The following is a 24032-nucleotide window of genomic DNA, read 5'->3' as shown; positions in this document are numbered from 1 at the left end:
CTGAACGAGGACTGGAAGAACATGGCGAGCCCGGTCGAGCAGTTCGAGATCAAGGAGATCGTCAGCTTCGGCACGATCGGTGACGCGCCCATCGCGCTCACCAATTCCGGTCTCTACATGCTCATCGTCGTCGGCCTGATCCTCGGCGTGATGAGCCTCGCGACGCGCAACGTCGCGCTCGTCCCCAACCGCTGGCAGGCCTTCGGCGAGACGCTCTACGAGTTCGTCGCCAACATGCTCAGGGACGCGACGGGCAAGGAGGGGATGAAGTTCTTCCCGCTCGTCTTCTCGCTGTTCCTGTTCGTGCTGGTGGGCAACCTCGTGGGCATGGTGCCCGGCGCCTTCACGATCACGAGCCACATCATCGTCACCTTCGCCCTGGCGATGATCGTCATCGGCACGGTCGTGATCTACGGCTTCGTCAAGCACGGCACGCACTTCCTCGGCCTGTTCGTCCCCTCGGGCGTCCCGGGCTGGCTCGTGCCCTTCATCACCCTGATCGAGGTGATCTCCTTCGTCTCCCGGCCGATCAGCTTGAGCCTGCGCCTGTTCGCGAACATGCTCGCCGGCCACATCGCGCTGAAGGTCTTCGCGGGCTTCATCGTCTCCCTGCTGGGGGCGGGCGTGGCCGCGATCCTCGCGCCCCTGCCGCTTCTGATGACGTTCGCCATGGTGGGCTTCGAGATCTTCGTCGCCGCGCTGCAGGCCTACGTCTTCGCGGTCCTCACCTGCATCTACCTCAACGACGCGCTGCATCCCGGACACTGAGGCGGATCGGCGCTCTCGTTTTCCACCCCAACCACGCACCACACCTCGAGGAGTAGACTATGGAAACCGAAGCCCTGGCCCTGTCGGCCGACGCGTACAAGTTCCTCGGCGCCGGCCTCGCCTGCATCGGGATGGGCCTCGCCGCCATGGGCGTGGGCAACATCTTCGGCAACTTCCTCTCCGGCGCCCTGCGCAACCCCTCCGCCTCCGACGGCCAGTTCGCCCGCGCGTTCATCGGCGCGGCGCTCGCCGAAGGCCTGGGCATCTTCTGCCTCGTCGTCGCGCTGGTGCTGCTCTTCGTCGCGTAAGCGGCGGCGTGGTTCGGGGCCTCCCGGCAGCGGGAGGCCGCCTCTTCGACGACGGCTTCGTCGCGCCGGGCGATCCTCGCCCGGCCGACGCTTTGAGAGGGCGCTGACGCCATGGCATCTCCGACGCACGAGGCGGGCGACGTCGTCGCACACGGCGGCGCCGCGTTCCCGCCTTTCGAGCCGAGCACGTTCCCCTCGCAGCTCCTGTGGCTCGCGATCGCGTTCGGCCTGCTCTACTACGTGATGAACCGCGTGATCGTGCCGCGCTTCCACGGCGTCGTGGAGACGCGCGAGGTCACCGTGGCGCGCGATCTCGACGCCGCCGCCACGGCCAAGCGCAACGCCGAGGCCGCCGGCACCGCCTACGAGACCGCGCTCGCGGACGCCAAGTCCAGCGCCCAGGCCATTGCGTCCAAGACCCGCGACGCCATGCAGGCCGAGGCCGACGCCAAGCGTCGCGCGCTGGAGGACGATCTCGCCGAGCGGCTCGCCGCCGCCGAGGCGCAGATCTCCGCCCGCAAGACCGAGGCCATGGCCAACGTCCGCGGCATCGCCGAGGAGACCGCGATCGCCATCGTCGAGCGCATCAGCGGTCGCGCGCCGGCTCCCGAGAGCGTCTCCGCGGCGCTCGACCGTCAAGCCGCGCACTGAGGAGAGCGGAATGGGCATCCTCGAGTCCACGTATTTCTGGCAGGCGCTCTCGACGCTCGCCCTGATCTGGCTGCTGTGGCACTACAAGGTGTTCCACCGCATCGGCGCCGCTCTCGACAAGCGCGGCGAGCGCATCGCCGCCGAGCTCGACGAGGCGCGGCGCCTGCGCGGCGACGCCGAGGCGCTGCTGCGGGAGTACGAGGTCAAGCGTGCCAACGCCGACAAGGAGGCCGAGGCCATCGTCACGGCCGCCCGCGAGGAGGCCGAGCGCATGACCCGCGAGGCCGAGGAGCGTCTCGCCGCCTTCGTGGCGCGCCGTACCAAGGCCGCCGAGGACAAGATCGCCGCCGCCGAGCAGCAGGCGATGATCGAGGTCCGCGACGCCGCGATCGCCTCCGCCGTCTCCGCCTCCGAGGCCGTCCTGCGCGAGCAGGCCGCCGGCTCCGAAGGCGAGCGCTTCATGCGCGACGGGCTGGAGCTCATCCGCGGACGCCTCGCCAGCTGATCGCATCGGCGTCCCGTCGGATCACCGAAAACGAGAGAGCCCCGCATTCCTCCGGGAACGCGGGGCTCTCTCGTTTCGACCGCGTCCCGCCGCTCAATGGCTGTCGTGCAGGCACTTCTCGTGGTCGGCCAGGACCTCGATGATCCGGCAATCGGCGACCCTGCCGTTGTCGCAGGCGAGCATCGCGCGCAGCTCGTCGCGAAGGGCGACCAGGCGCGCGATCTTGTCCTCAACCTCGGCGAGGTGCGCGCGCGTGATCGCATGCGCCTCCCCGCATCCGCCCTGCGGATCCGCCGCCATGGCGAGCAATTCGCGGATCGCGTCGATCTCGAAGCCGAGATCCCGCGCGTGCCGGACGAAGCGCAGCCGCGCGAGGTGGCCCGCGCCGTAGCGCCGCTGCCCGCCCTCGCTGCGCGCGGGCTCGGGCATCAGCCCGATGCTCTCGTAATAACGGATCGTCGGCACCTTCACCCCGGTGCGCCGGGCGAGATCGCCGATCGCCAGGTCCTCGATATGCACGGCCATCGAAAAAGCCTCTTGAAGCTCTAGTCGCTAGAGGGCGTAGCGTGCCTCTCGAAACGGATCAATCGGGACGAGGGACATGGATCAGGCGGCAGGCACGGGCCTCTCGGGCGAGACTCGGCGCTATCGGGTCGAGGGCATGGATTGCGGCTCCTGCGCCGCCAAGATCGAGACCGCGCTCGCCCGTGTCGAGGGCGTGGGCGACGTCGCGGTGAGCGCCACCGCGGGCACGCTGCGCCTGCGCGTGGCTCCCGCGATGCGCCCGCAGGCGGAAGACGCCGTGCGGGCGCTCGGCTTCGGCCTCGTGCCGATCGAGGCGACGACGCCGGCCGTCGCCGAGCGCGAGACGCCGTTCTGGCGCGAGCCGAAGGCCCGCCTCACGCTCGCCTGCGCGCTCGGCCTCGCGCTCGCGGCGGCGCTCGGCTGGGCGTTCCCCGAGATCGAGGACATCGCCTGGACGGCGGCGATGCTCATCGGCCTTGTCCCCATCGCGCGCCGCGCCGTCTCCGCTGCGCGCGCGGGCTCGCCCTTCACCATCGAGACGCTGATGTCGATCGCCGCCATCGGCGCGGTCATCATCGGCGAGACGCAGGAGGCGGCGATCGTCGTCCTGCTCTTCCTCGTGGGCGAGATGCTGGAAGGCGTCGCGGCCGGCCGTGCCCGCGCGGGCATCCGTTCGCTCGCCGCCCTCGTGCCGAAGACGGCGCTCCTCGAGATCGACGCGTCGGGTACGACGCGCAGCGTCGCCGCGGACACGCTCGCGCCCGGCGACGTCATCCTGGTGCGCCCGGGCGACCGCATTCCCGCCGACGGCACGGTGCTCGCAGGCGAGAGCGCCGTCGACGAGGCGCCGGTCACCGGGGAGAGCGTGCCCAAGCCGAAGGCGCCGGGCGCGGGCGTCTTCGCCGGCACGATCAACACGGATGCCGCGCTTCGCGTCACGGTCGCCGCCGAGCCACAGGACAACACCATCGCGCGCGTCGTGCGCCTGGTCGCGGAGGCGCAGGAGGCGAAGGCGCCGATGGAGCGCTTCATCGACCGATTCGCCCGCGTCTACACGCCGGGCGTCCTCGTCGTCGCAGCCCTCGTCGCGCTCCTCCCGCCGCTGGTCGCGGGCGGCGACTGGAGCGAGTGGGTCTACAAGGGCCTCGCCATCCTGCTCATCGGCTGCCCCTGCGCCCTCGTCATCTCGACGCCGGCGGCCATCGCAGCCGGCCTCGCCGCGGGCGCGCGCAACGGCCTCCTGATCAAGGGCGGCGCCGTGCTCGAGACGCTGGGGCGCGTCGACACCGTGGCCATCGACAAGACCGGCACGCTCACGCAGGGGCGTCCCATCGTCACAGACGTCGTGCCGCTGAACGCGACGGCCGAGGGCGTCGTCGCGGACGCGGCGGCGCTGGAGGCGGCCTCCTCCCACCCCATCGCCCGCGCGATTCTCGCCGAGGCGGCGGCGCGCGACATCGCCGTGCGCCCCGCGATCGGCGTCATGGCACTGGGCGGCAAGGGCGTGAAGGGCCGCCTCGACCGGCGCGCGCTCTTCCTCGGCTCGCCCGCCGCCGCCTCGGCGATCGCGCCGCTCGACGAGGAGACCCGCGCCCGAATCGCCGACCTGGAGGGCGAGGGCAAGAGCGTCGTCGTGCTCCTCGTGGCCGAGCGGCCGGCGGGGCTGATCGCCGTGCGCGACGAGCCGCGGGCGGACGCCGAGACGGGCCTTCGTGCGCTCGAGCGCCTCGGCGTTTCGCCCCTCATGCTCACCGGCGACAACGCGGCGACCGCCGAGCGCGTCGCGGGTCAGCTCGGCATTCCCGCCCGCGCGGGCCTGCTGCCGCAGGACAAGATGCGCATCGTCGAGGAGCTGAAGAGCCAGGGGCGCATCGTCGCCAAGGTCGGAGACGGCATCAACGACGCCCCCGCCCTCGCCGCCGCGCATGTGGGCATCGCCATGGGCGGGGGCACAGACGTCGCGCTGGAGACCGGCGACGCGGCGGCGCTCGAAGGGCGCGTCGCCGACGTCGCCCGCATGATCCGCCTCTCCCGCGACACGCTGGCCAACATCCGCCAGAACATCGCGGTGGCGCTCGGCCTGAAGGGCGTGCTCCTCGTCACCACGCTGCTCGGCATCACCGGCCTGTGGCCCGCGATCCTCGCCGACACCGGCGCGACGGTGCTCGTGACGCTCAACGCGATGCGGCTGATCGGGGCGGGGAAGCGGGCGTGAGGCCTAGCGCCTCCTCACAGCATCGACGGCAGCACGCGGTCCGGCGGGCGGTGGCCGTCCATGAAGGTGCGGATGTTCACGATCACCTTCTCGCCCATGTCGATGCGGCCCTCGAACGTGGCCGAGCCCATGTGGGGCAGGAGCACGACCTTGCCCTGGCGGGCGAGCTTGACGAGGCGGGGGTTCACCGAGGGCTCGTGCTCGAACACGTCGAGGCCTGCGCCCGCGATGGCGCCCTGCTCGATGAGGCGCGCCATGGCGTTCTCGTCGATGATCTCGCCGCGGGCGGTGTTGACGATGATCGCCTCCGGCCGCATCAATCGAAGGTGGCGCGCCGAGAGCAGATGGTACGTCGCCGGCGTGTGCGGGCAATTCACCGACACCACGTCCATGCGCGCCAGCATCTGGTCGAGACTGTCCCAATAGGTCGCCTCGAGCTCCTCCTCGAGGGCGACGGGGACGCGGCGGCGATTGTAGTAGTGGATCGACAGGCCGAAGGCCTTGGCGCGCCGCGCGAGCGCGGTGCCGATGCGGCCCATGCCGATGATGCCGAGCCGCTTGCCTGTGATGCGGTGCCCCAGCATCCAGGTCGGCGACCAGCCCTCGAAGCGCTCCTCGGGGATCACCCGCGCGCCCTCGGCGACGCGTCGGGCGACGGCGAGGATGAGCGCCATCGTCATGTCCGCCGTGTCCTCGGTGAGCACGCCCGGCGTGTTCGTCACGGTGATGCCGCGCGAGAGCGCCGCGCCGACGTCGATATTGTCGACGCCGTTGCCGAAATTGGCGACGAGCTTCAGGTTCGGCCCGGCCTGGGCGAGGATCGCGGCGTCGATCTCGTCGGTGATGGTGGGGACGAGGACGTCCGCCTCCTGCACGGCCGCGACGAGCTCGCCCTGGGAGAGCGGCGTGTCCGCGAGGTTCAGCCGCGTGTCGAAGAGCTCGCGCATGCGCGTCTCGACGACGTCGGGCAGCTTGCGGGTCACGACGACGAGGGGCTTCTTGCGCGTGGGCATCGCGGTGCGTCCTCAACTCTTCTCGGCGTGCCGTTCACCGGGCCTTAACCCAGATGCGGCGACATCGGGTGTCGGGATGGAGCCCTGCCGGGCGCCTCCCTCCGAGCCTCTGTAACAGAGGCACGGGCAAACACAATCCGACGGGAGTTGGACCTTGTCCACGCGTATCGTCGTACCGGCCGCCCCCATCGCGGCGGTCACCCTCGCCCTCGCATGCCTCGTCGCGCCCGTCGCGGCGCTCGCCCAGACGACGGTCGGGCCCGAGACCAGCCTGCCCCTGCCGCGCTACGTCTCGTTGAAGACCGACAAGGTCAACCTGCGCGGCGGCCCCTCCAAGGACCACGCGACGCGCTGGGTCTTCGAGCGCGCGGGCCTGCCCGTCGAGATCATCGCCGAGTTCGACAATTGGCGGCGCATCCGTGATTCGGACGGCGAGGACGGCTGGGTCTGGCACTCGCTCCTCTCTGGACGGCGCACCGCGCTCGTCGCGCCCTGGGAGCGCGGCGGCGATCCCCTCGACATGCGTGCGAGCGACAGCGAGGCGGCGGCGGTGGTGGCGCGGCTCGAGCCCGGCGTCGTCGTCGGCGTCGAGACCTGCTCGGGCGACTGGTGCCGCATCGTCGCGAACGGCGCCGGCCGCTCGGAGGTGCCGGGCTACCTGCGCCAGGAGCAGCTCTGGGGCGTCTATCCCGGCGAGCGCGTCGACTGATCGTCAGCCGACGAGCCACGCGACGACGAGCGGCGCCGCGAAGGCGGTGACGAGCCCGTTGAGCGCCATGGCGAGACCGGCGAAGGTGCCTGCGACCGGGTTCACCTGAAGCGCCCGCGCGGTGCCGATGCCGTGCGCGGCGAGCCCGACCGCGAAGCCGCGGGCGCGCCAGTCCCTCACCCGCAGCAGGTTCAGGACCGGCGTCACCAGCGCCGCGCCGGTGATGCCCGTGGCGATGACGAGCACGGCGGTGAGCTCCGGCACCCCGCCGATCTCGCGGGCGACGCCCATGGCGATGGGCGCCGTCACGGATTTCGGCGCCAGCGAGGCGACGAGGGCGGCATCGAGCCCCAACGCGATCGCGAGCCCCACGGCGCTGGCGATGCCGACGACGGCGCCCACGAGGAGAGCGACGACGAGCGGCAGGAGGTTGCGGCGGATCTCCCCGCGATGGCGCACGATCGGGATCGCGAGCGCCACCGTCGCGGGTCCCAGCAGCACATGGACGAATTGCGCGCCCTCGAAATAGGTCTCGTAGGACGTCCCCGTGGCGATCAGCACCGCGCCGAGCGCCACGATGGCGATCAGCACCGGGTTGACGAGGGAGTTGCGCCCCGACAGCGCCGAGAGCCGGTCCGCCCCGAGATAGACGGACAAGGTCAGCGCCAGCCAGAACAGCGGCGAGGTGGCGAGATAGACCCAGAAGTCGGCGGCGACTGGGCCCGTCATGGCGTCCCTCATGGCGCGCTCTCCCCGGCCGGGCGCGCGAGGAGCGCGAAGACCAGCGCCGTGACGCCCATCGTGATCAGCGTCGAGAGGACGAGGACGGCGAGGAGCCCCGCGAGCTCCGCGCGCAGGAGGTCGAGATGCTGCAGCACGCCCACGCCCGCGGGGATGAAGAGCAGGGAGAGATGCCGGAGCAAGGCGTCCGCCGTCGGCTCGGCGACGCGGTAGAGCGCGGGCCAGGCGACGGCGAGGAGCGCCAGCGCCGCGAGCCCGACGACGGGCCCCGGCGTCGGCAGCCCGGCGAGCCGCGCCGCCGCCTCGCCGGCATATTGGAAGACGACGATGAGGACGAAACCGTGCAGCATGAGCCCCTCCGTTCGGCAGGGGCATGAGAGCACGACGGGACGGCGCCTGTCGCGTCGCGCCTCTCGGATCGCCTCAGATCGTCACCTGCGTCCCCACCTCCACCACGCGTCCCGTGGGGATCTGGAAGAAGTCGGTGGCGTTCGAGGCGGTCTTGGAGAGCCAGATGAACAGCTTGTCCTGCCAGCGCGGCATGCCCGACTGCGCCGCCGGGCGCAGCACGCGGCGCGAGAGGAAGAAGGAGGTCGCCATGATGTCGAACTTGAAGCCCTGCTTGCGCAGGGCGGTGAGCCCCTTGGGGATGTTCGGCGTCTCCATGTAGCCGTAGGTCATCACCACCCGGTAGAAGCTCTCGCCCAGCGGCTCGACGACGATGCGCTCCTCCTCGCCGACGCGGGGCGTGTCGGTCGCCTTGACGGTGAGGATGACGTTCTTCTCGTGCAGCACCTTGTTGTGCTTGAGGTTGTGCATGAGCGCCGTGGGCGTGGTCTCGGGGTCGGAGGTGAGGAACACCGCCATCCCGCGTACCCGGTGCGGCGGGCTCTTCTCGAGCATGCCGATGAGCTCGGCCAGGGGCACGTCGGTCTTGCGCGTCTTCTCGAAGAGCAGGCGCGAGCCGCGCAGCCAGGTCCACATCGTCACGATGAGCGTCGCGGCGAGGAGGACGGGCACGTAGCCGCCGGAGAAAACCTTGAGCAGCGTCGAGCCGAAGAAGGCGAGGTCGATGATCAGGAAGGGCGTCATCACGGCGACCGCCGCGACGAGACCCCAGCGCCAGCCCTTCCAGATGACGAGGATGGCGAGCAGCGCGTCGACCGTCATCGCGCCGAACACGGCGACGCCGTAGGCGGAGGCCAGTGCCGAGGACGAGCCGAAGCCGATGACGAGCGCGATGACGCCCGCGAGCAGCAGCCAGTTCACCCGCGGCATGTAGATCTGGCCCGAATGGGCCTCCGACGTGAAGCGGATCTCTAGGCGCGGCAGGAGGCCGAGCTGCACCGCCTGGCGGGTCAGCGAGAAGGCGCCGGTGATCACCGCCTGGCTCGCGATGATGGTGGCGAGCGTCGCCAGCAGGACCAGGGGCAGCGTCGCGAAGTCGGGCACGAGATTGTAGAACGGGCTCTCGATCGTCTCGGGGTTCGAGAGCACGACGGCGCCCTGGCCGAAATAGTTGAGCGCGAGCGCCGGGAGCACCATCGACAGCCATGCGGTGCGGATCGGCCCACGGCCGAAATGGCCGAGATCGGCGTAGAGCGCCTCGGCGCCCGTCACCGCGAGGCAGACGGCGCCGAGCACCGCCACCGTCACGAAGGGGTGGTCGATCAGGAATCGCGCGCCCCACAAGGGGTTGATGGCCGCGAGCACCCCCGGATCGTCGAAGATGTGCCAGAGCCCCGTACCGGCGAGGACGGCGAACCAGACGCACATCACGGGCCCGAAGAAGGCGGCGACCTTGCTCGTGCCGCGGCTCTGCACGGAGAACAGGCACACCAGGATCACGATCGCGATGGGCACGACGTATTCGGCGCTGGCGGGAGCGGCGATCTTGAGCCCTTCCACCGCGGAGAGGACGGAGATCGCCGGCGTGATCATGGCGTCGCCGTAGAACAGGCCCGCGCCCACGGCGCCGAGCAGGAGCACGGCGAGCCGCCCGCGTCCCAGCGCCCGCATGGCGAGGGCGACGAGGGTGAGCGTTCCGCCCTCGCCGTTGTTGTCGGCGCGCAGCAGGATGAAGACGTACTTGAGCGTGACGACGAGGATCAGCGCCCATAGGACGAGCGAGAGCACGCCCAGCACGATGTCGCGGGTGATCGGCCCGCCGGCGGAGGCGGCGATGATCGATTCGCGCAGCGCGTAGAGCGGGCTCGTGCCGATGTCGCCGTAGACGACGCCCACGGAGCCGATCGTCAGCGTCCAGAAGCCCGCCTTCTTGTGGGCGTCCGGAAGCGCGGATTCGGCCGTCGCGGGTGAATCGGGATGCCCGTTCGTCAGGGCGGGGGATTGGGACATGGGTTGGATCGGTTCTGTTCCGGGCCGCGCCCCGCGATCTTGCGTTCGCGTGCCTGCGGGTCGCGTTCGCCCCATGCGAAAGCCGCGCCATCGGACACCTCGGCGTCGGGCGGCGGCGTCGAGCGGCGGGTCTCTAGCACGTTCCGCAGCGCAGCGAAACAGCCGGCGTCCCGCGCAGGCCCGCGGCCCGCACGCCTCAGCCCTGCGTGGTACGAACGCGCACGAGCCCCTCCTGCGCCACGGAGGCCACCAGGCGGCCGTCGCGGGTGAAGATCGAGCCGCGCGAGAAGCCCCGCGCCCCGGAGGCGGAGGGGCTCTCCTGAGCGTAGAGAAGCCATTCGTCGGCGCGGAAAGGCCTGTGGAGCCACAGCGCGTGGTCGAGGGAAGCGGCCTGCATGTCGCGTTGGAAGACGCTGCGCCCGTGCGGGATCAGCGACGAGTCGAGGAGCGTCATGTCGGAGGCGTAGGCGAGGGCGCAATCGTGAATCGACTGCTCGTCCGGCAGCCGGCCCGTCGTGCGGATCCAGACGTGAAAGCGCGCCGGCAGCGGCTCGGCGCCGGGCTCGCGCGGGATGTAGCGCTCGAGCTCGACGGGGCGCAGCTCGATGGGGCGCTCGCGCTCGAAATAGGCGCGGGCGGCGGGGTCCATCATCGGCATGATGCGCGCGCGCATCTCGTCCTCGCCGGGCAGGTCCTCCGGCGGGGGCACGTCGGGCATCGGCGCCTCGTGGTCGAGCCCGTCCTCGCGGACCTGGAAGGAGGCGGACATGGAGAAGATCGCCCGCCCGTGCTGGATCGCCACCACCCGGCGGGTGGCGAAGGACTTGCCGTCGCGGATCGGGTCGACCTCGTAGACGATGGGCGCCTTCGGGTCCCCGGGCAGGAGGAAGTAGGCGTGCAGCGAATGGGCCTGGCGGCCCTCGACAGTTCGCACGGCCGCGACCAGCGCCTGCCCGATCACCTGCCCGCCGAACACGCGCTGCCAGCCGACGTTGGGACTGCGGCCACGGAACAGGTTGTTCTCGAGCCGCTCGAGGTCGAGTGTCGCGAGAAGCTCTTCGACGGCGCGCGCCATGTGCTAGGTACCTCGTTGTCCGGCGGCGCATGTGAGCCGCCCGGTCGATCAGGGTCAAGCGCGCGACGTCGAGCGCGGTTTCGACGACGAGGAGGCGGCGATGACGAACGAGGCTTCGAAGGCGACGGGCTGGCGGATCGTGGTGGCCGGCGGCGGCATCGTCGGCCTCGCGCTCTCCCTGGCGCTCGCGCGCGCCGCGCCCCGCGCGCTCTGCGTGACCCTGTGCGATCCCGCGCTGGGGCGCGATCCCGCGGGTGATCGCCGCGCCTACGCCATCGCCGCCGGCTCGCGGCGGATGCTGTCGGCCCTCGACGTGTGGGCGAAGGTGGCGGGGGACGCGCAGGAGATGCGCGAGATGGTCATCACCGACAGCCACCTCGCGGACCCGGTGCGGCCGGTCTTCCTGGAATTCGGCGGGGAGGCGGACCGTGGCGATGCCGACGAGCCCTTCGCCCACATGGTCGAGGGGGCGATCCTCACCCGGGCGCTGCGCGACGCCTGCCGGGAGGCGGGCGTCGAGATGCTGGAGGCGGGCGTGCGCCGGGCGACGCCCGCGGCGGACGGCACCCGCAGCCATGTGCGTCTCACCGACGGCACGAGCGTAGAGGCCGATCTCGTCTGCGCGGCGGACGGCAAGCGTTCGCGGCTGCGCGAGGGCGCCGGCATCGGCTGGAGCGGGTGGGACTATCCGCAATCGGGGCTGTCGGCCATCATCGGCCACGCCCGCGATCACGAAGGGCGGGCGATCCAGCACTTCCTGCCGTCGGGGCCCTTCGCCATTCTGCCGCTGACCCCGAGTGGCAGTCCCCGCGGCACGCTCGGGCACCGCTCCGCCATCGTCTGGTCCGAGCGCAAGGCGAACGTGCCGCACATGCTCGCGCTCGACGCGGACTTCCTCCTGGAGGAGATCGAGCGGCGCTTCGGCCTCGAGCTCGGCGCCATCGCACTGGAGACGCCGGTGCAGGCCTTCCCCCTCGAGTTCGGCCTCGCGCGCGCCTTCGTCGGCACGCGGCTGGCGCTCGTCGGCGACGCGGCGCACGTCGTCCATCCCATCGCCGGCCAGGGCGTCAATCTGGGGCTCAAGGACGCCGCGATCCTCGCCGAGCGGATCGTGTCGGCCGTGCGGCTCGGCATGGATCCCGGCGCGGCGGACGTGCTGGAGGATTATCAGCGCGCGCGTCGCGCCGACACGGTGGCGATGGGCCTCGCGACGGATGCGCTCAACCGCCTGTTCTCCAACGACGTCGCGCCCGTGCGGATGCTGCGCGATCTCGGGCTCGGCCTCGTCGACCGGATGCCGGCCGCCAAGCGCTTCTTCATGCGCGAAGCGGCGGGCGTGCCGAAGGAGGGCGGCGCGCGCCTCCTGCGCGGCGAGGCGCTCTAGAACACGCGCTCAGGTGCCGAGGCGGCCGATGCGCACGTCGATCGCCGTCTCGCGTCCCTTTCGGAAGATCGTGATCGGCACCCGCGTGCCCGGCTCGATGTCGGCGATGCGCCGCGTCAGGTCGCGGTGGTCGTCCACGGCCGCGCCGTCCACGGCGACGATAACGTCGCCCGAGCGCAGGCCCGCCTCCGCCGCGGGCGTGTTCGGCTGCGGCTGCGCGATCAGCGCACCGCGGGGCGCCGCGAGCCCGATCGCCTCGGCGATCTCCGGCGTCACCGCCTGGACCTGGACGCCCAGGAAACCGCGGGTGACGATCCCGTCCTCGCGCAGCTGCGTCGTCACGCTCTCCGCCACGTGCGCGGGGATGGCGAAGGCGATCCCGACGTTGCCCCCCGACGGGGAGAAGATCGCCGTGTTCACGCCGACCACCTGGCCGCGCAGGTTGAAGGTGGGGCCGCCGGAATTGCCGCGGTTGATCGGCGCGTCGATCTGGATGAAGTCGTCGTAGGGCCCCGCGCCGATGTCGCGCGCCTCCGCCGAGACGATGCCCGCCGTCACCGTGCCGCCGAGCCCGAACGGGTTGCCGATCGCCACCACCCAGTCGCCGATGCGCGAGCGGTCGGGCGCGAACTCCACGTAGGGGAACGTCTCCCCGTCGGCGTCGACCTTGACCAGCGCGAGGTCGGTGCGCGGATCGGTGCCGACGACGCGCGCGTCGTAGGTGCGCCCGTCGTCCATCAGCACCTCGACGGCGACCGCGTTCTCGACGACGTGGTTGTTGGTGACGAGGAAGCCGTCCTGCGAGACGAAGAAGCCCGAGCCCTGGGAGGCGGCGAAGCGCTCCGGCGGCGGGCCGCCGCGGCGCTCGCGCGGGTCCGCCTCGCCGAAGCGGCGGAAGAAGTCGTAGAGCGGATCGCCGGGCCTGAGGTCGGGAAGCCCGCCGCCGAACGCGTCGGCCGGGCCGCCGCGGGAGGCGACGTTCTGCGCCCGCACCCGCACGGAGACCACGGCCGGGCGCACCCGCTCCACGACGTCCGCGAAGGAGGGCATGACGAGGGGCTGGTCGAGCGTCAGCGGATCGGCCGCGGCGGGCGCGGGCGGCAGCATGCCGGTGCCGTAGGCGCCGACGCCCGCAAGCGCGGCGAAGGCGGCGGCGGCGAGGAGGCCGCCGCGCAGGCGGGCGATCGGGGACTGTCGCGTGCTCGTGTCGCGCATCGTGCGTGTCTCTCCCGTGGTGCTGCTCGTCTCGAACAGGGGAGAAGATGGGACGGCCGAGCTTGCGAGGCCATCACCCGAAGATGACATTTTCGTAATGTCTGCTGCCACGTCCCTGCGTCATCGCATGCCTGATGGGACGGGATTCCGCACGCGTTCACCCGCCGTTCATCATCCTGCCGCTTTATCGGGCTCTGCAGTTCGGGTCCATTCATCCCAGCGAGTCCAGACAGCCATGAAGACCACCAAGATCGCGCTCGCGGGCGCTCTCGCCGCGACCCTCTCCCTCGGCGCCTGCGCCGGCGCCGGGCCGAACCAGCAGGTCGGCGGCTTCTCCGGCGCGCTCGTCGGCGGCATCGTCGGCTCGCAGATCGGCGGCGGGCCGGGCGAGCGCATCGCGGCGGGCCTCGCGGGCGCTGCCATCGGCGGCCTCATCGGCGGGCAGATCGGCGCGAACCTCGACGCCGAGGAGCAGCGCCGCGCCTATTTCGCGCAGCAGCAGGCCTTCGCCGCGCCGCCGCGCCAGCCCGTTCGCTGGCAGGGCGACGACGCCTACGGCGAGGTCATCGCCTTCGAGCCGGTGCGCTCCGCCCGCGGCTTCTGCCGCGAGTACCAGCACACGATCTACATCGGCGGGCGCCCGCAGCAGGGCTACGGCACCGCCTGCCGCCAGCCGGACGGGTCCTGGCAGATCGTCGGCTGACGCGCCCGCGGCCGACATCTCCGCAGCTGATACGCCCTCTGCCCGAAAGCACGGCGCCATGCCGGGAAAAGGGGCTCGCCGAGCCCCTTTTTCGTGCGTACTTCCCCGCGCGTGACACCGTGTCGCCGAGCGCTAGCATCGTTCCGCCACGGTGGACACGATACATTCCGGCCCATGACGATCTGGATCATCTTCGCCCTGATGACGGGCGCCGCCGTGATGGCGGTGCTCCTGCCGCTGTCGCGGCGCAAGCCCGCCGAGGCGGGCAGCGCCGCCGAGGGCGAGCGGCTGTTCTACGAGGACCAGATCAAGGAGCTCGACCGCGACCGCGCGCGCGGGCTCATCACCGAGACGGAGCTGCGCGCCGCCAAGGCCGAGGCGGCCCGCCGCCTGATCCGCGCCACCTCGCAGACGCGCGAGCCCACCGAGACCGTCGACGAGCCGGCTTTGCGCCGCCGCCGCGCGGCCTCCGCCGTCGCGCTCTCGTCGGTGCCGCTCCTCGCGCTCGCCGTCTACGGCGCCTACGGCTCGCCGCACCTGCCGGCCCAGCCGCTCTCGGCCAGGCTCGAGCAGACGATCGACCCGCGCAATCTCGACATCGCCGAGGCGGTGGCGCGCATCGAGACGCATCTCGCGCAGGACCCGGACGACGGCCGCGGCTGGGACGTGCTCGGCCCCGTCTACATGCGCCAGGGCCGCTTCGAGGACGCCGCGCGGGCCTATGCCAACGCGCTGCGGCTGCTCGGCGAGGACCCGGCGCGGCTCGCGAATCTGGGCGAGGCGCTCGTCAACGCCGAATCCGGGATCGTGAAGGCGCAGGCGCGCCAGGCCTTCGAGCGCGCGCTCGCGCTCGACGAGGACCATCCCAAGGCGCGCTTCTACCTCGCCCAGGCGGCGGAGCAGGAGGGCGACGTCGCCGCCGCCCGCGTCGCCTACGAGGAGATCGTGCGCCGCTCGCCGCCGAACGCGCCGTGGCTCGGCGTCGTCAACGAGCGGCTGGCCGCCGTCGGCGGAACGCCCGCCGAGCCGCGCGCGCCCTTCGCCTCCGCTCCGGGCTCCGAGACCGGGGCCGCCCTCGCGGCGCTGCCCGAGGCGGATCGCCTTGCGGCGATCGGCGGCATGGTGGAAGGCCTCGCCGCGCGCTTGAAGGAGGACGGCGGCACGGCGGAGGAATGGGTGCGGCTCCTGCGCTCCTACGCCGTGCTCGGCGATCGCGAGCGGGCGCAGGTGGCGCTCGCGGACGCGCGTGCCGCGCTGGGGAACGATCCAGAGGCGCGCGCCGCGCTCGAGGCCGCCGCCGTCGAGATGGGGCTCGGCCCCGCCGCACCGGCGCAGTGACGCGCCGTCCGGACGAGGTGTGATGAGACGATGACGAGGAAGCAACGCCGTCTGACCATGATCGGGGCCGCGGGGGTCACCCTCGCGCTCGCCCTCGGCCTCGTCCTGTGGGCCATGAGCGACACGATCGTGTTCTTCCGCGCGCCCTCGCAGGTCGCGAGCGAGGGCGTGGAGCCCGGCGTGCGCTTCCGCCTCGGCGGCCTCGTCGAGGCCGGCTCGGTCGAGCGCCACGGCGACCAGGTGACGACCTTCGCCGTCGGCGACGGCGGCGGCATCGTGCCCGTGCGCTATCAGGGCCTCCTCCCGGACCTCTTCCGCGAGGGCCAGGGCGTCGTCGCCGAGGGGCGGCTCGACGCGGAGGGGCTCTTCGTCGCGGACACGGTTCTCGCCCGCCACGACGAGAACTACATGCCGCGCGAGGTCGCGGACGCGCTCAAGGAGAACGGCCTGTGGCAGCACGACGGCCCCGCCGTCCGTCCCGCCGCCGCCCGCGACCTGCCGAGCACCACCCCCACGCAGTGACGGCCTCGCCGCCACCGCACGCCACGATCGCGAGATGATGAGGAACGCGCCGCGATGCTGATCGAAGCCGGACATTTCGCGCTCGCCCTGGCGCTCGGCCTCTCCGTGGTCCAGTTCCTGGTGCCGCTGTGGGGCGCGCGGACGAACGACGCAACGTTGATGAGCGTGGGCACGCCCGCGGCGCTGGGCGTCTTCGGGCTCGTGCTCTTCTCCTTCGGCGTGCTGTCGTGGGCCTACGCCACGTCGGACTTCTCGCTCGCGAACGTCGTCGCGAACTCGCATTCGCAAAAGCCCTTCGTCTACAAGCTCACCGGCGTGTGGGGTAACCACGAGGGCTCGATGCTCCTGTGGATCGTCATCCTCGCGCTGTTCGGCGCCCTCGTCGCCATCGCCAAGAACGCCGTGCCGCCCAAGCTGCGGGCGAACACCATCGCCATGCAGGGCCTCGTCACCATCGCCTTCCTCCTGTTCCTGCTGATCACCTCGAACCCGTTCGAGCGCCTCTCGCCGGCGCCGTTCGAGGGGCAGGACCTGAACCCCTTCCTCCAGGACCCCGGCCTCGCGATCCACCCGCCGCTCCTCTACATCGGCTATGTCGGCTTCTCGATCACCTTCGCCTTCGCCATGGCGGCGCTGATCGAGGGCAAGATCGACGCCGTCTGGGCGCGCGCCGTGCGGCCCTGGACGCTCACCGCGTGGGGCTTCCTGACGCTCGGCATCGCCATGGGCTCGTACTGGGCCTATTACGAGCTCGGCTGGGGCGGCTGGTGGTTCTGGGATCCCGTCGAGAACGCCTCGCTGATGCCCTGGCTCGCCGGCACCGCGCTCATCCATTCCACCGTCGTGATGGAGCGGCGCGACGCGCTCAAGGTCTGGACGATCCTGCTCGCGATCTTGACCTTCTCGCTCTCGCTGCTGGGCACCTTCCTGGTGCGCTCCGGCGTGCTGACGTCGGTCCACGCCTTCGCCGTCGATCCCGATCGCGGGCTGTTCATCCTCGGCATCCTCGTCTTCTTCATCGGCGGGTCGCTGGCGCTGTTCGCCTGGCGCGCGTCCATGCTCAAGCAGGGCGGCATCTTCGCGCCGGTCTCGCGCGAGGGCGCGCTCGTCCTCAACAACCTGTTCCTGTCCACCGCCTGCGCGACGGTGTTCATCGGCACGCTCTACCCGCTGGCGCTGGAATCGCTCACCGGCGCCAAGATCTCGGTGGGCGCGCCCTTCTTCAACGCGACCTTCCTGCCGATCGTCATCCCGCTCCTCATGCTCCTGCCCTTCGGCCAGGTGATCGCCTGGAAGCGCGGGGACATGGCCGGCATCGCCAGCCGGCTGTGGGTCGCGGGCGGGCTCGCCATCCTCGCGACGGTGGCGGTCTACGCCGTGACCTTCGGCGGCCCGGCGCTCGCGCCCCTCGCCGTCGGGCTCGGCGTCTTCCTCGTGCTCGGCGCCTTCAACGAGGTGGCGACGCGCTCCTTCGCGGGCGGGATCACCGGCGCGGGCGCGCTCGCGCTCGCCGCCAGGCGCGCGCTCGGCCTGCCGCGCTCCACCTGGGGCACCGTCCTCGCCCATGCGGGCGTGGGCGTCACCGTGATCGGCATCGCGGCGACGGCGTGGTCGGTGGAGCGGATCGTCTCCATGAATCCCGGCGACGTCGAGCCCATCGCCGGCTACGAGGCGCGCCTGGAGGGCGTCTTCCCGCGCACGCTGCACAATTACAACGAGGACGTCGCCCGCTTCACCCTCACCCGCGACGGCGAGGTGGTGTCGCAGCTCGAGACGATGAAGCGCATGTACCCCGCCCGCGGCATGTCGACGACCGAGGCCGGCCTGGAGACCTTCGGCTTCAGCCAGGTCTACATCTCCTTCGGCGAGGTGCAGCCCGACGGCTCGCTCGGCGTGCGGCTCTACTACAAGCCCTTCGTGCTGCTGATCTGGATCGGCTCGGTCATCATGGCCGCCGGCGCCGCGCTCTCGCTGACCGACCGCCGCTTCCGCGTCGGCGCGCCGGTGCGGGCCAAGGGCCAGGAGAAGGGGCAGGAGAGGGGGCAGGACAAGGGCCACACGAAGGGGCAGGCGAGCGGGCATGCGGGCGGGCGCCGCGACGAGCCGCGGGCCGCGGGCGGGTCGGCCGCCGCCGTTCCAGCGGAGTGACGCCGATGACGACATTCCTCTCCGGCCTGCGCCGATCCCTCGCCGCGCTCGCCTTCGCCTCTCTCGTTTTCATGGCGCTCGCCTTCGTGCCTCAGGCCGCGTCGGCGCTCAGCCCGAGCGAGATGCTCGACGACCCGGCGCTCGAGGAGCGCGCCCGCGAGGTGTCCAAGGGCCTGCGCTGCCTCGTCTGCCAGAACCAGTCCATCGACGACAGCGACGCGCCGCTCGCCCGCGACCTGCGCACGCTGGTGCGCGAGCGCATCGAGGCGGGGGACACCAACGATCAGGTCGTCGAGTTCGTGGTCGATCGCTACGGCGACTTCGTGCTGCTGCGCCCGCCGGTGAACGCCTACACGATCGCGCTGTGGGTCGCGCCGACGCTGGTGCTGATCGCGGGCGCCGCGGGTCTCGTCCTCACGATCCGCCGCCGCCGCATCGCCGCCACGGGGCCGACGGCTCCGGGCCTGTCAGCGGAGGAGGAGGCGGCGCTCGCGAAGATCCTGGAGCGGGACCGCGGCTAGCCGCGAGGGCGGCGTCTCATCCGCTCGCCAGCTCGGCCTTCGTCAGCCGGTGCAGCGGAAACGCGAAGGCGATGCGCGTGCCCTTCTCGTCGGAGACGACCTCCGGCGCGGCGCCGAGCGACGAGGCGAGCCGTCCCAGGAGGCGCGTGCCGAGTCCGCTGCGCGCGGTCGCGATATCGTAGCCGATGCCGTCGTCGACGATCGCGAGGCGCAGCACGTCGTCCCCGACCGACGCCTCGATGTGAACGCGGCCCCGGTCGCGGCCGTCGAAGGCGTATTTCAGCGCGTTCGTCGCGACCTCGTTGACGACCATGCAGATCGTCACCGCATGCGTGACGAGGACCTCGACGTCGGGCGCCTCCAACGTCAAGGAGACGTGGGGCGCCGCGCCCGAGCGCAGGGCGCCGCACAGCTCTGTGAGCGCCGCGTCGAGGGCGACGGTCTCCATCCGGTCCGGGTCGACGCGCAGCACGTCGTGGACGGCGGCGATGGTCATGAGCCGCTGCCGCGCGTCCGCGAGGTGTTCGCGCACGACCTCCGGCGCGGCGGAGGCCTGCAGCGAGAGCAGGTTGCCGAGAAGCTGGAAGTTGTTCTTCACCCGGTGGTCGAGCTCGCGCAGGAGCGTCTCCTGGCGCTCCAGCAGGCGATCGCGCTCGGCGACCGCGTCCGCCAGCTCGACGGCGAGACGCTTCGCGTCGGTGACGTCGCGCCAGGTCGCCACGAACCCGTCCCGCAGCTTCGCCGCACGCACGTCGAAGGCGCGGATGAGCTTTCGTCCGGAATAGTCGTCCGAGTAGAAGAGCGACTCCTTGTGGAGCGGCTCGCCGGTCTCGACGAGACGGACGTATTCGTCGAACAGGCCCGTGGTGCGGTGCGCCGGCAGGATCTCGCACAGCCCGCGGCCGATCTGCGCCTCGCGCGGCATGGCGTTGGCGATGCAGGCGGCGTCGTTCACGTAGTCGACGCGGAAGTCGAGGATGCGTCCGTCCGCGTCGCGGATCGCCGTGTAGACGCCCAGCGGATCGAGCATCGCCTCGACCGAGGTCCGGAAGCGATCCTTCTCTGCGGCGAGCTCCGCCTCGCGCTGCCACGCGGCGGTGACGTCGGTGGCGGCGCAGGCGACGCCCGTGATCTCGCGCGAGGCGGGATCGCGGATCGGCTCGACGAAGAGGTCGTAGACGCCACCCTCGCCGCTGTCCGCCATGCGCACCTCGACGACGTCGCGTACGGCGCGCCCTTCGTGCATGGCGCGCCGCTTGAGCGCGGTGACGCGCTCGGCGGAGGCGGTGTCCATCATGTCCGCGTCCGTGCGTCCGACGACGACGTGCGTGCCATCGACGAGGAGTGGATTGTAGATCCAGACGTAGACGAGGTCGCAATCCTGCTCGAACACGGTGGTCGGGGCGTTCGCCAGCGCGATGCGGAAGCGCTCCTCGCTGCGCGCGAGGAGGCGGGCCACGCGCCGCCGCTCGGTGACGTCCTGGAAGACGAGGACGAGATGGCCGCTGACGCGCTCCGTCTCGATGCGCGCGGCGGAAACGAGGACCCAGATCTCCGGGCGGGCCCCGGCGCCCTCGTCGGACGTGGCGACCCGCGCCTCGAAGGCGACGGAGGGAGTCTCGCCGGTGAAGGCGGCGGCGAGGCGGGCGGCGTCGTGGGGCGGCAGGTCGGCGAAGAGCGCTTCCACACGCTCCGGCACGGGGCCGCCGAGGAGGCGCACGAGCGCCTCGTTGACGTAGGCGATCGTTCCGTCGGGATGGATGCGTGCGACGCCGACGGGCGCGTGCTCGAAGCAGGCGCGCAGCGCGAGAACGTCGTCGGGCTCTTCGGCAGACGTCCCGCGGGGCGCGTCGCCGCTCGGTCCAACGTCGTTCGCCACAGGGTCCGCTCCCTCGTTTCAAGCCCGCGGAACGCTACAGGAATGAAGTCGGGGCGCAAGCCGAAACTCGAATCACGCTACGTCACCCGGTAGATCCAAGGTCGCCGAGAGGCCGCCCCACTGGCTCTGACCCAACGTCAAGGAGCCGCGATACAGAGCCGCCAGATCGGCCACGATGGACAGGCCGAGGCCCGAGCCGGGCACGCTCTCGTCGAGCCGCTTGCCGCGCTCGATCATCTCGGCGCGCCTGTCCGCGGGAACGCCCGGTCCGTCGTCCTCCACGACGAGGAGGAGGCGTGGGCGGTCCGGGTCGCCGGAGGCCTGCGCGCGCAGGACCACGCGCGACGTCGCCCATTTGGCGGCGTTGTCGAGGAGGTTACCGAGCATCTCCTCGAGATCCTGCTTCTCGCCGCGAAAGCGCGCCTCCTCCGGCGCCTCCAGCGCGAGATCGAGGCGCTTGCCGGCGTGGATCTTGGCGAAGGCGCGCATGAGCGAGGCCGCCACCGGCGCCACCGGCGTCACCGTGCCGAGCGTGCCCACCTGCGCCGCCGCGCGGGCGCGGTCGAGATAATAGGCGATCTGCCGGCGCATGGTCTCCGCTTCGGCCTCCACCGTCGGCGCCAGCGGCCCGCCCGCTGCGCGGGCCTCGTTGACGAGGACGGAGAGCGGCGTCTTGAGCGCGTGCGCGAGATTGCCGACCTGGGTGCGCGCACGTTCCAGGATGTCGCGGTTCGAGCCGATGAGCAGGTTGATCTCGCCCGCGAGCGGCGCGATGTCGTGCGGGTAGTCGCCCGACACGGTCTCCGTCTCGCCGCGGCGGATGGCGACGACGGCGGCGCGCAGGCGCGCGAGCGGGCGCAGGCCGAAGCGGATCTGGAGCAGCGTCGAGAGCCCGAGCAGCAGGCCCAACGCCGCGAAGGTCGCCGCCAGCGCCAGCGCGAAGCGGCGCACGTCCGAGGAGATCTCGTCGGCGGGTGCCGCGACGAGGATGGTGAAGCGCGTGCCCTCGCCCGCGGCCAGCGTGCGCTCGACCGCGCGCAGGGTCTGCGCGTCCGGCCCGACGACGTAGCCCGTGCGCACGGCGCCGAGCTCGCCGCCTGTCCCCTCCAGCCAGGGCAGGGCCGCACCCACCAGCGAGCGCGACGTGTCGAGATCGCGCAGCGACGCGCCGGGCTCGCCCACCTGCCAGTAGAAGCCCGAGAACGGTAATTCGAACAGGGGATCGCCGGCGACGAGCGCCTCGCGCCCCGTGGCCACCTGCGAGCCGAGCGTCGTCACGTGCACGAGAAGCCGGCGGTCGAAGCCGCGCTCCGTCGCGTCGCGATAGAGCGCGACGAGGACGATGCCGGCGCCGATCAGGATCACCGCGCTCCAGAACAGCGCCGAGACCGCGAGGCGGACGGCGATGGAGCGACCGGCGAGGGGGCGGAGGCGCATGCGCATGAGAGGCGCCTCAGGCGCTCTCCTCGACGACGTAGCCGAGCCCGCGCATGGTCTTGATCACGTCGACGCCGAGCTTCTTGCGCAGGCGCCCGACGAACACCTCGATCGTGTTGGAATCGCGGTCGAAATCCTGGTCGTAGAGGTGCTCCGTCAGCTCCGCCCGGGAGACGATCCGGCCCTTGTGGTGGATCATGTAGGCGAGGAGCCGGTATTCGTGGCTCGTGAGCTTCACGGGCAGGTCGTTGACGAGGACGCGGCCCGCGCGGGTGTCGAGGGTGACGGGCCCGCAGACGATCTCGGAGGTGGCGTGGCCGGCGGCGCGGCGCACGAGCGCGCGCACGCGGGCCAGCAGCTCCTCGACATGGAAGGGCTTCGTCACGTAGTCGTCCGCGCCCGCGTCGAAGGCCTGGACCTTCTCGCTCCAGCGGTCGCGGGCGGTGAGGATGAGGACGGGCATCACCCGCCCCTCCCGCCGCCAGGCGGAGAGCACGGAGACGCCGTCGGTCTTGGGCAGGCCGAGATCGAGGATGACGCAATCGTAGGGCTCGGTCTCGCCGAGGAACTGGCCCTCCTCGCCGTCGAAGGCCTTGTCGACGACGTAGCCGGCGTCCGTCAGCGCCGTGACGATCTGGCGGTTCAAGGAGGCATCGTCCTCCACGACCAGCACGCGCATGACCCGACCTCCTCAATTCACCGAGACGACGCCGCCGGAGCCGGCGTCCACGATCACGGTCACGAATCGCCCGTCGCCGCCGAGCGCGGCGATGCGATAGACGAGCCCGCCGCCGCCGGGGCAGAGATCCACCTGCGTCACCTGCGCGCCGGGCACGGCGCCCTCGGCCGCGCGCACGGCGGAGACCGCGGCGACGACACGCCCCGACGCCACGGCTTCGCGCGTCTCTCCCGGAGACAGGCAGCCTTGCGCCGAGGCCGGCGCGGGGGAGCCCGCGAGGCCGAGGAGGAGGGCGATCAGGAGGAGGGCGGGACGGGTGCGCATGACGGCATCATAGCTAGCCGGCCCGCGCTGAACAGGCCGTGAATGGGGCGTTCACGCCGCCGCGGCCCCGCCCGCCTCCGTCTTCAGCCACGCCGCGCCGCAGGCCTTGGCCAGCTCGCGGACGCGCAGGATGTAGCTCTGGCGCTCCGTCACGGAGATGACGCCGCGGGCGTCGAGGAGGTTGAAGGCGTGGGAGGCCTTGATGCACTGGTCGTAGGCCGGCAGCGCCATGAGATGGCGCTCGCCGTCCTCGCCCGCCTCGAGATACGTGCGGCAGGCGGCTTCGGCGTCCTTGAAGTGCCGGAACAGCATCTCGGTGTCGGCGTGCTCGAAATTGTGGCGGGAATATTCCTTCTCCGCCTGCAGGAAGACGTCGCCGTAGGTGATCCTCTCGGCGCCCTCGCGACCGTTGAAGTTCAAATCGTAGACGTTCTCCACGCCCTGCACGTACATGGCGATGCGCTCGAGGCCGTATGTCAGCTCGCCCGAGACGGGCGCGCATTCGAAGCCGCAGACCTGCTGGAAATAGGTGAACTGGCTCACCTCCATGCCGTCGCACCAGCATTCCCAGCCGAGCCCCCAGGCGCCGAGCGTCGGGCTCTCCCAATCGTCCTCGACGAAGCGCACGTCGTGGACCGTCGGGTCGAGCCCGATGGCGGCGAGGGAGGCGAGGTAGAGCTCCTGGATGTCCGGCGGGCTCGGCTTGAGGATGACCTGGAACTGGTAGTAATGCTGCAGGCGGTTGGGGTTTTCGCCGTAGCGCCCGTCCTTGGGTCGCCGGGAGGGCTGCACGTAGGCGGCGCGCCAGGGCTTCGGACCGAGCGAGCGAAGCGTCGTCGCCGGATGGAACGTGCCCGCGCCCACCTCCATGTCGTAGGGCTGCACGACGACGCAGCCCTGCTCGGCCCAGAAGCGCTGCATGGTCAGGATCAGCCCCTGGAAGGAGCGCGTCGGGTCCATGTGCGGGGGGACGGGCGTGATCTCGGTCATCGAAGCCTCGTGAGGGCGGTGTTC

Annotated in this window: 23 protein-coding genes and 1 pseudogene; 12 read left to right on the top strand and 12 right to left on the bottom strand. The window is 71.6% G+C overall.

The genetic code is table 11. The features are described 5' to 3' along the window. Nucleotides 1-21 precede the first annotated feature (21 nt). From IEX89_RS13995 to IEX89_RS13980, 4 genes are all read left to right on the top strand, one after another. Nucleotides 22-768: a F0F1 ATP synthase subunit A gene (locus IEX89_RS13995; protein WP_188913854.1), complete on the top strand. Its 747-nt coding sequence runs from the start codon at nt 22-24 to the stop codon at nt 766-768. A gap of 59 nt (nt 769-827) precedes the next feature. Further along, nucleotides 828-1076 carry a F0F1 ATP synthase subunit C gene (locus tag IEX89_RS13990; protein ID WP_188913853.1) on the top strand — a complete coding sequence of 83 codons (249 nt, stop codon included), beginning with the start codon at nt 828-830 and terminating at the stop codon, nt 1074-1076. A 111-nt stretch (nt 1077-1187) separates the two neighbouring features. After that, nucleotides 1188-1727 (top strand): F0F1 ATP synthase subunit B family protein, encoded by a 540-nt coding sequence (locus IEX89_RS13985; protein ID WP_188913852.1) that lies wholly within the window; start codon nt 1188-1190, stop codon nt 1725-1727. Between the two features lie 10 nt (nt 1728-1737). Then, nucleotides 1738-2232, top strand: coding sequence for a F0F1 ATP synthase subunit B family protein (locus tag IEX89_RS13980; RefSeq protein WP_188913851.1), 495 nt, complete (start codon nt 1738-1740; stop codon nt 2230-2232). Nucleotides 2233-2325: 93 nt separating this feature from the next. On the opposite strand, the gene IEX89_RS13975 is transcribed toward IEX89_RS13980, so the two are convergent. Further along, nucleotides 2326-2757: a MerR family transcriptional regulator gene (locus IEX89_RS13975; RefSeq protein ID WP_188913850.1), complete on the bottom strand. Its 432-nt coding sequence runs from the start codon at nt 2755-2757 to the stop codon at nt 2326-2328. A 76-nt stretch (nt 2758-2833) separates the two neighbouring features. Between IEX89_RS13975 and IEX89_RS13970 the strand changes: the two genes are divergently transcribed. Further along, nucleotides 2834-4972 carry a heavy metal translocating P-type ATPase gene (locus IEX89_RS13970; RefSeq protein ID WP_188913849.1) on the top strand — a complete coding sequence of 713 codons (2139 nt, stop codon included), beginning with the start codon at nt 2834-2836 and terminating at the stop codon, nt 4970-4972. A 14-nt stretch (nt 4973-4986) separates the two neighbouring features. On the opposite strand, the gene IEX89_RS13965 is transcribed toward IEX89_RS13970, so the two are convergent. Continuing rightward, on the bottom strand, nt 4987-5985 hold the full coding sequence (locus IEX89_RS13965) for a 2-hydroxyacid dehydrogenase (protein ID WP_188913848.1): 999 nt from the start codon (nt 5983-5985) through the stop codon (nt 4987-4989). 154 nt (nt 5986-6139) lie between these two features. Here IEX89_RS13965 and IEX89_RS13960 point away from each other — a divergent pair, with 154 nt between their 5' ends. Then, on the top strand, nt 6140-6694 hold the full coding sequence (locus IEX89_RS13960) for an SH3 domain-containing protein (protein WP_244645434.1): 555 nt from the start codon (nt 6140-6142) through the stop codon (nt 6692-6694). Between the two features lie 3 nt (nt 6695-6697). On the opposite strand, the gene IEX89_RS13955 is transcribed toward IEX89_RS13960, so the two are convergent. From IEX89_RS13955 to tesB, 4 genes are all read right to left on the bottom strand, one after another. Then, a complete protein-coding gene (locus tag IEX89_RS13955) occupies nt 6698-7435 on the bottom strand; it encodes an LrgB family protein (RefSeq protein WP_244645427.1) in 738 nt (245 codons plus the stop codon). Further along, nucleotides 7432-7785, bottom strand: coding sequence for a CidA/LrgA family protein (locus tag IEX89_RS13950; protein WP_188913847.1), 354 nt, complete (start codon nt 7783-7785; stop codon nt 7432-7434). Before IEX89_RS13950 ends, IEX89_RS13955 begins: the two co-directional genes overlap by 4 nt. 73 nt (nt 7786-7858) lie before the next feature. Next, nucleotides 7859-9793 (bottom strand): potassium transporter Kup, encoded by a 1935-nt coding sequence (locus IEX89_RS13945; protein WP_188913846.1) that lies wholly within the window; start codon nt 9791-9793, stop codon nt 7859-7861. A gap of 196 nt (nt 9794-9989) precedes the next feature. Then, nucleotides 9990-10868, bottom strand: a complete 879-nt coding sequence (gene tesB, locus IEX89_RS13940) for an acyl-CoA thioesterase II (RefSeq protein ID WP_188913845.1) — start codon at nt 10866-10868, stop codon at nt 9990-9992. Nucleotides 10869-10968: 100 nt separating this feature from the next. On the opposite strand from tesB, the gene IEX89_RS13935 reads away from it, so the two are divergent. Next, nucleotides 10969-12252 (top strand): FAD-dependent monooxygenase, encoded by a 1284-nt coding sequence (locus tag IEX89_RS13935; RefSeq protein WP_188913844.1) that lies wholly within the window; start codon nt 10969-10971, stop codon nt 12250-12252. A gap of 9 nt (nt 12253-12261) precedes the next feature. Here IEX89_RS13935 and IEX89_RS13930 read toward each other — a convergent pair whose 3' ends face one another. Further along, on the bottom strand, nt 12262-13467 hold the full coding sequence (locus IEX89_RS13930; RefSeq protein WP_188913843.1) for a trypsin-like peptidase domain-containing protein: 1206 nt from the start codon (nt 13465-13467) through the stop codon (nt 12262-12264). A 235-nt stretch (nt 13468-13702) separates the two neighbouring features. Between IEX89_RS13930 and IEX89_RS13925 the strand changes: the two genes are divergently transcribed. The 5 genes and pseudogenes from IEX89_RS13925 (at nt 13703) to IEX89_RS13905 (ending at nt 18699) form a co-directional block, all read left to right on the top strand. Continuing rightward, the gene (locus tag IEX89_RS13925) at nt 13703-14170 is read left to right on the top strand and encodes an RT0821/Lpp0805 family surface protein (RefSeq protein WP_188913842.1); all 468 of its coding nucleotides are present in this window, start codon (nt 13703-13705) and stop codon (nt 14168-14170) included. Between the two features lie 174 nt (nt 14171-14344). Next, nucleotides 14345-15508, top strand: coding sequence for a c-type cytochrome biogenesis protein CcmI (gene ccmI / locus IEX89_RS13920; RefSeq protein WP_188913841.1), 1164 nt, complete (start codon nt 14345-14347; stop codon nt 15506-15508). 30 nt (nt 15509-15538) lie between these two features. Continuing rightward, on the top strand, nt 15539-16030 hold the full coding sequence (gene ccmE / locus IEX89_RS13915) for a cytochrome c maturation protein CcmE (RefSeq protein ID WP_188913840.1): 492 nt from the start codon (nt 15539-15541) through the stop codon (nt 16028-16030). A 54-nt stretch (nt 16031-16084) separates the two neighbouring features. Next, nucleotides 16085-18052, top strand: a pseudogene (locus IEX89_RS13910) (heme lyase CcmF/NrfE family subunit); the annotation flags it as partial. Nucleotides 18053-18183: 131 nt separating this feature from the next. Further along, entirely contained in the window at nt 18184-18699 is a 516-nt protein-coding gene (locus IEX89_RS13905; protein WP_373290588.1) for a cytochrome c-type biogenesis protein, read from the top strand. 16 nt (nt 18700-18715) lie between these two features. Here IEX89_RS13905 and IEX89_RS13900 read toward each other — a convergent pair whose 3' ends face one another. The 5 genes from IEX89_RS13900 to IEX89_RS13880 form a co-directional block, all read right to left on the bottom strand. After that, the gene (locus IEX89_RS13900; protein ID WP_188913838.1) at nt 18716-20578 is read right to left on the bottom strand and encodes a sensor histidine kinase; all 1863 of its coding nucleotides are present in this window, start codon (nt 20576-20578) and stop codon (nt 18716-18718) included. Nucleotides 20579-20650: 72 nt separating this feature from the next. Continuing rightward, nucleotides 20651-22021 carry an ATP-binding protein gene (locus IEX89_RS13895; RefSeq protein ID WP_188913837.1) on the bottom strand — a complete coding sequence of 457 codons (1371 nt, stop codon included), beginning with the start codon at nt 22019-22021 and terminating at the stop codon, nt 20651-20653. Nucleotides 22022-22031: 10 nt separating this feature from the next. After that, nucleotides 22032-22694, bottom strand: coding sequence for a response regulator transcription factor (locus IEX89_RS13890; protein ID WP_188913836.1), 663 nt, complete (start codon nt 22692-22694; stop codon nt 22032-22034). 12 nt (nt 22695-22706) lie between these two features. Next, on the bottom strand, nt 22707-23018 hold the full coding sequence (locus IEX89_RS13885) for a PepSY domain-containing protein (RefSeq protein WP_188913835.1): 312 nt from the start codon (nt 23016-23018) through the stop codon (nt 22707-22709). Between the two features lie 51 nt (nt 23019-23069). Next, a complete protein-coding gene (locus IEX89_RS13880; RefSeq protein WP_244645426.1) occupies nt 23070-24008 on the bottom strand; it encodes a glycine--tRNA ligase subunit alpha in 939 nt (312 codons plus the stop codon). Nucleotides 24009-24032: the final 24 nt, after the last annotated feature.

The sequence above is a fragment of the Salinarimonas ramus genome, from assembly GCF_014645695.1.
GTDB lineage: Bacteria > Pseudomonadota > Alphaproteobacteria > Rhizobiales > Beijerinckiaceae > Salinarimonas > Salinarimonas ramus.
Note: the sequence above shows the minus strand (reverse complement) of the source record. Positions and strands in the feature narration are given on the sequence as shown.

What these genes read in the sequence shown, in the direction of transcription:
- IEX89_RS13945 (WP_188913846.1), bottom strand. Translation starts at nt 9,793, where the DNA reads ATGTCCCAATCCCCCGCCCTGACGAACGGGCATCCCGATTCACCCGCG.
- ccmE (WP_188913840.1), top strand. Translation starts at nt 15,539, where the DNA reads ATGACGAGGAAGCAACGCCGTCTGACCATGATCGGGGCCGCGGGGGTC.
- IEX89_RS13965 (WP_188913848.1), bottom strand. Translation starts at nt 5,985, where the DNA reads ATGCCCACGCGCAAGAAGCCCCTCGTCGTCGTGACCCGCAAGCTGCCC.
- IEX89_RS13970 (WP_188913849.1), top strand. Translation starts at nt 2,834, where the DNA reads ATGGATCAGGCGGCAGGCACGGGCCTCTCGGGCGAGACTCGGCGCTAT.
- IEX89_RS13880 (WP_244645426.1), bottom strand. Translation starts at nt 24,008, where the DNA reads ATGACCGAGATCACGCCCGTCCCCCCGCACATGGACCCGACGCGCTCC.
- IEX89_RS13955 (WP_244645427.1), bottom strand. Translation starts at nt 7,435, where the DNA reads ATGAGGGACGCCATGACGGGCCCAGTCGCCGCCGACTTCTGGGTCTAT.
- IEX89_RS13930 (WP_188913843.1), bottom strand. Translation starts at nt 13,467, where the DNA reads ATGCGCGACACGAGCACGCGACAGTCCCCGATCGCCCGCCTGCGCGGC.
- ccmI (WP_188913841.1), top strand. Translation starts at nt 14,345, where the DNA reads ATGACGATCTGGATCATCTTCGCCCTGATGACGGGCGCCGCCGTGATG.
- IEX89_RS13950 (WP_188913847.1), bottom strand. Translation starts at nt 7,785, where the DNA reads ATGCTGCACGGTTTCGTCCTCATCGTCGTCTTCCAATATGCCGGCGAG.
- IEX89_RS13925 (WP_188913842.1), top strand. Translation starts at nt 13,703, where the DNA reads ATGAAGACCACCAAGATCGCGCTCGCGGGCGCTCTCGCCGCGACCCTC.
- IEX89_RS13895 (WP_188913837.1), bottom strand. Translation starts at nt 22,021, where the DNA reads ATGCGCATGCGCCTCCGCCCCCTCGCCGGTCGCTCCATCGCCGTCCGC.
- IEX89_RS13885 (WP_188913835.1), bottom strand. Translation starts at nt 23,018, where the DNA reads ATGCGCACCCGTCCCGCCCTCCTCCTGATCGCCCTCCTCCTCGGCCTC.
- IEX89_RS13995 (WP_188913854.1), top strand. Translation starts at nt 22, where the DNA reads ATGGCGAGCCCGGTCGAGCAGTTCGAGATCAAGGAGATCGTCAGCTTC.
- IEX89_RS13975 (WP_188913850.1), bottom strand. Translation starts at nt 2,757, where the DNA reads ATGGCCGTGCATATCGAGGACCTGGCGATCGGCGATCTCGCCCGGCGC.
- tesB (WP_188913845.1), bottom strand. Translation starts at nt 10,868, where the DNA reads ATGGCGCGCGCCGTCGAAGAGCTTCTCGCGACACTCGACCTCGAGCGG.
- IEX89_RS13935 (WP_188913844.1), top strand. Translation starts at nt 10,969, where the DNA reads ATGACGAACGAGGCTTCGAAGGCGACGGGCTGGCGGATCGTGGTGGCC.
- IEX89_RS13890 (WP_188913836.1), bottom strand. Translation starts at nt 22,694, where the DNA reads ATGCGCGTGCTGGTCGTGGAGGACGATGCCTCCTTGAACCGCCAGATC.
- IEX89_RS13980 (WP_188913851.1), top strand. Translation starts at nt 1,738, where the DNA reads ATGGGCATCCTCGAGTCCACGTATTTCTGGCAGGCGCTCTCGACGCTC.
- IEX89_RS13905 (WP_373290588.1), top strand. Translation starts at nt 18,184, where the DNA reads ATGACGACATTCCTCTCCGGCCTGCGCCGATCCCTCGCCGCGCTCGCC.
- IEX89_RS13985 (WP_188913852.1), top strand. Translation starts at nt 1,188, where the DNA reads ATGGCATCTCCGACGCACGAGGCGGGCGACGTCGTCGCACACGGCGGC.
- IEX89_RS13990 (WP_188913853.1), top strand. Translation starts at nt 828, where the DNA reads ATGGAAACCGAAGCCCTGGCCCTGTCGGCCGACGCGTACAAGTTCCTC.